Source organism: Acinetobacter sp. 243_ASPC (assembly GCF_001054715.1).
GTDB classification, from domain to species: domain Bacteria; phylum Pseudomonadota; class Gammaproteobacteria; order Pseudomonadales; family Moraxellaceae; genus Acinetobacter; species Acinetobacter soli.
This window is the reverse complement of sequence record NZ_JVOR01000084.1, coordinates 1-2,787: the sequence shown is the minus strand read 5'-3', so window position 1 is coordinate 2,787 and position 2,787 is coordinate 1. Positions and strand designations below refer to the sequence as shown.

7 protein-coding genes are annotated in these 2,787 nt (G+C 37.7%); 6 read left to right on the top strand and 1 reads right to left on the bottom strand.

From position 1 onward, the window contains the following. The 5 genes from ADA42_RS09785 to ADA42_RS09765 form a co-directional block, all read left to right on the top strand. Positions 1–282 (top strand): hypothetical protein (locus tag ADA42_RS09785; protein WP_048764577.1); only part of this gene is annotated, 282 nt, incomplete at its 5' end. Further along, the gene (gene tnpB, locus ADA42_RS09780) at positions 279–542 is read left to right on the top strand and encodes an IS66 family insertion sequence element accessory protein TnpB (RefSeq protein ID WP_048764939.1); all 264 of its coding nucleotides are present in this window, start codon (positions 279–281) and stop codon (positions 540–542) included. The genes ADA42_RS09785 and tnpB, both read left to right, overlap by 4 nt. A 121-nt stretch (positions 543–663) precedes the next feature. Next, positions 664–1,080: a hypothetical protein gene (locus ADA42_RS09775; RefSeq protein ID WP_048764936.1), complete on the top strand. Its 417-nt coding sequence runs from the start codon at positions 664–666 to the stop codon at positions 1,078–1,080. Positions 1,081–1,206: 126 nt separating this feature from the next. Beyond that, positions 1,207–1,470 (top strand): type II toxin-antitoxin system Phd/YefM family antitoxin, encoded by a 264-nt coding sequence (locus ADA42_RS09770; protein ID WP_048764935.1) that lies wholly within the window; start codon positions 1,207–1,209, stop codon positions 1,468–1,470. Beyond that, on the top strand, positions 1,454–1,717 hold the full coding sequence (locus tag ADA42_RS09765; RefSeq protein WP_048764934.1) for a Txe/YoeB family addiction module toxin: 264 nt from the start codon (positions 1,454–1,456) through the stop codon (positions 1,715–1,717). Before ADA42_RS09770 ends, ADA42_RS09765 begins: the two co-directional genes overlap by 17 nt. Positions 1,718–1,886: 169 nt before the next feature. On the opposite strand, the gene ADA42_RS09760 is transcribed toward ADA42_RS09765, so the two are convergent. Beyond that, positions 1,887–2,288 (bottom strand): surface-adhesin E family protein, encoded by a 402-nt coding sequence (locus ADA42_RS09760; protein WP_048764933.1) that lies wholly within the window; start codon positions 2,286–2,288, stop codon positions 1,887–1,889. 185 nt (positions 2,289–2,473) lie between these two features. Between ADA42_RS09760 and ADA42_RS18035 the strand changes: the two genes are divergently transcribed. Further along, the coding region (locus tag ADA42_RS18035) for a transposase (RefSeq protein ID WP_171249930.1) at positions 2,474–2,787 on the top strand (314 nt) is incomplete at its 3' end.

Below are 2,787 nucleotides of genomic sequence, written 5' to 3'. Positions count from 1 at the left end.
GACGTTTCAATTGCTTCGGTTGCTTTGCAACATGGATTGAATACACATCTTGTATCCAAATGGATTCGCTTAATTGATGGTAAGCCAGGGAGTGATCGCTCACCACTACCGAATAAACCTGCATTTATTGGCTTATCTTGCTCTGCACCATTAGATCCTAATCTTACTGACATGTTAACGGTTCAAATTACCTTACCCCACTCAAAAGCAGAAATTGGCTTGAAATGGCAAGTATCAGAAATATCTGCTTTAGCAGAATTACTCAAGGCACTTGCCACATGATCCGCATGGATGAAATCTGGTTTTCTACCCAACCTCTGGATATGCGAGCAGGGATGGATACTGTCATGGCTCAGGTGGTGAGAGCCTTTGGCTACATTAAACCGCATTGTGCTTACCTGTTCTGTAGTAAACGTGGCCATCGCATGAAAGTGCTGGTGCATGATGGATTGGGCATCTGGCTGTGTGCCCGGCGGCTGGAACAGGGAAAATTCCACTGGGCGCAGGTTCACCCTGGTGAGAGTACCTTAAATAAATTTTAAACAGGAAAGATTAATTATTTTTCAGCTAAATATTGACAAAAAATAAGCCATATAAGACACTAGACTCAAAAGAGTCTTTAAGGCTCTAGTTAACTCTACAAGACTCTAACCAAAGGTATGTATGACACATATTAGTATTAATAAAGACGATTTCTCTAAATTATCAATTTCAGCACAAACTGAGATTTTAAACTTATTTAAAAATAATTCATTAATTGATTCTTCAGAAGAAATGGATGGCGAATTAACAAAAAAACAAGTTAACGAAATAATTAAAGGGTTGTCTGAAAAAAGTCGAAATGTTCTAAAAGCTGTAGCAAATTTGGGAAGCAATTTTATAGCTTTTGATGATCTTTTAGTTGAGCTAGAAGCAGATGCAGATGAAATAAAAGGTGTCTGGTCAGGTCTAACTACACGCTCTAGAAATATAACACATGACCCTGACTTTATTTTAATTGAGTGGGTATGGCAGGGTGAGGAGTGCTTTATGAAATTTCACCCAACCACTTATACCCACATTGTTTCATACTTCCAATAAACTAAAGCACTTACTTTTAATCGAGTAGGGGCTTTACTATGTGTACAGAATATTGTACATTCATCCTGTACAGAATATTGTACAAGTTTAATAAAACTCTCGCCTAGCAGATATATGGAGTTTTTCATGCAAGTATTTACATATACAGATGCACGTAACAATCTGAAATCCGTTTTAGATACAGTTATTGATGATGCAGATGTAGCAGTGATTACTCGTAAAGAAGGTCAACATGCAGTTGTAATGGGTCAAGACTATTACAACAGTGTGATGGAAACATTACACCTTATGTCTTCTCCGAAGAATGCAGCACACCTAGCAAAATCAATTGCAGAGTTTCGTGCATCTAAAGCAATCGAAAGAGAACTTTTAGATGAAACGGAAGACTAGCTTTACCCCTTCAGCTTGGGAAGATTATGTATATTGGCAAGGCCAAGACAAAAAGACTCTCAAGCGAATCAATAACCTGATTAAGGAATGTCAACGTAAACCCTTTGAAGGTATTGGAAAACCTGAAGCTTTACTCGGTGATTTATCGGGATTCTGGAGCAGAAGGATAGATGAACAGCATAGGCTAGTTTATGCAGTAACAGACGCAGAGATAGCGATAATTGCTTGCCGCTACCAGTACGAATGAATGAAAGCCCTTACTTTTAATCGAGTAGGGGCTTTTATTCTTTAACGACTTTTGCATCACTAAAGAATGAGTGTTTATTGAGCTTCACAAGGTACGTAACTGCATCTCCATAAAACATCTAAGACATAGCTTTATCTTCATTATCAATCCATGAATTAGGTACTCATTTTTATGATTCTTCAAAAGTGATATGGCAGATGGTATTTAATAAAACTTCACCACGAGAATCTGGCAAAACTGCTTCATAATTTTTAGGAAAATTATAGGTATTACGCAGATCACCATTTTTGTTATATATAGCAAAAATAGTTTTTGCTATGGTGCGGTCAGAACAATTCCCATAATAAAATGTTAAATAGTAGTCACCAACGCTCATTGTATCCTTAGTTAAATCCTTGTAGTAAACAGATTTGGTCCAATACGAAACAATTTGAGCTTGCTCGTTTACTATCTTTACACGATTTAAATCTACGTGATAGCTACGTTCGCCATCAATAGAATACTCTTCCCATTCAGCTTGAGCGATTACTGGAACAGCAATAAGTAAACTAAGTAATAATTTTTTAAACATGACCTGCCCCCTCATAAGTCACTGAATTATAACATCCGATCACATTAAATCACATGCAGAAAGTAGCCGTTTTGCCTGTTTTACGACATCACATGACGCATTAAGATCCTGGAACTACATTAGATAAAAATGGCTTTGTTGCACAAACCTATCTGTAAAGGGTTTTTCAGCGATATAATTTTCAAATGAAGAAGCCTACACACAAAATCTACCGCACAACCAATTGGCCCCCATATAACCGAGCACTCATGAGTCGCGGAAATATTGCCCTTTGGTTTGATCCTGCTACGCAATGGTATGCGCCATCAAAAGGCAAACAAGGGCGAAATCAACCCTACTCCGACGCAGCCATCCAATGCTACTTAATGATTAAATCCTTATTCCGTCTGTCTTTACGTATGGTTACTGGCTTTGTGCAAAGTCTGATTAAACTTTGCGGAGTAAATTGGACAGCTCCAGATTACAGTACGCTTTGTAGAAGACAAAAGCATATTGATAT

What these genes read in the sequence shown, in the direction of transcription:
- ADA42_RS09770 (WP_048764935.1), top strand. Translation starts at nt 1,207, where the DNA reads ATGCAAGTATTTACATATACAGATGCACGTAACAATCTGAAATCCGTT.
- ADA42_RS09775 (WP_048764936.1), top strand. Translation starts at nt 664, where the DNA reads ATGACACATATTAGTATTAATAAAGACGATTTCTCTAAATTATCAATT.
- tnpB (WP_048764939.1), top strand. Translation starts at nt 279, where the DNA reads ATGATCCGCATGGATGAAATCTGGTTTTCTACCCAACCTCTGGATATG.
- ADA42_RS09765 (WP_048764934.1), top strand. Translation starts at nt 1,454, where the DNA reads ATGAAACGGAAGACTAGCTTTACCCCTTCAGCTTGGGAAGATTATGTA.
- ADA42_RS09760 (WP_048764933.1), bottom strand. Translation starts at nt 2,288, where the DNA reads ATGTTTAAAAAATTATTACTTAGTTTACTTATTGCTGTTCCAGTAATC.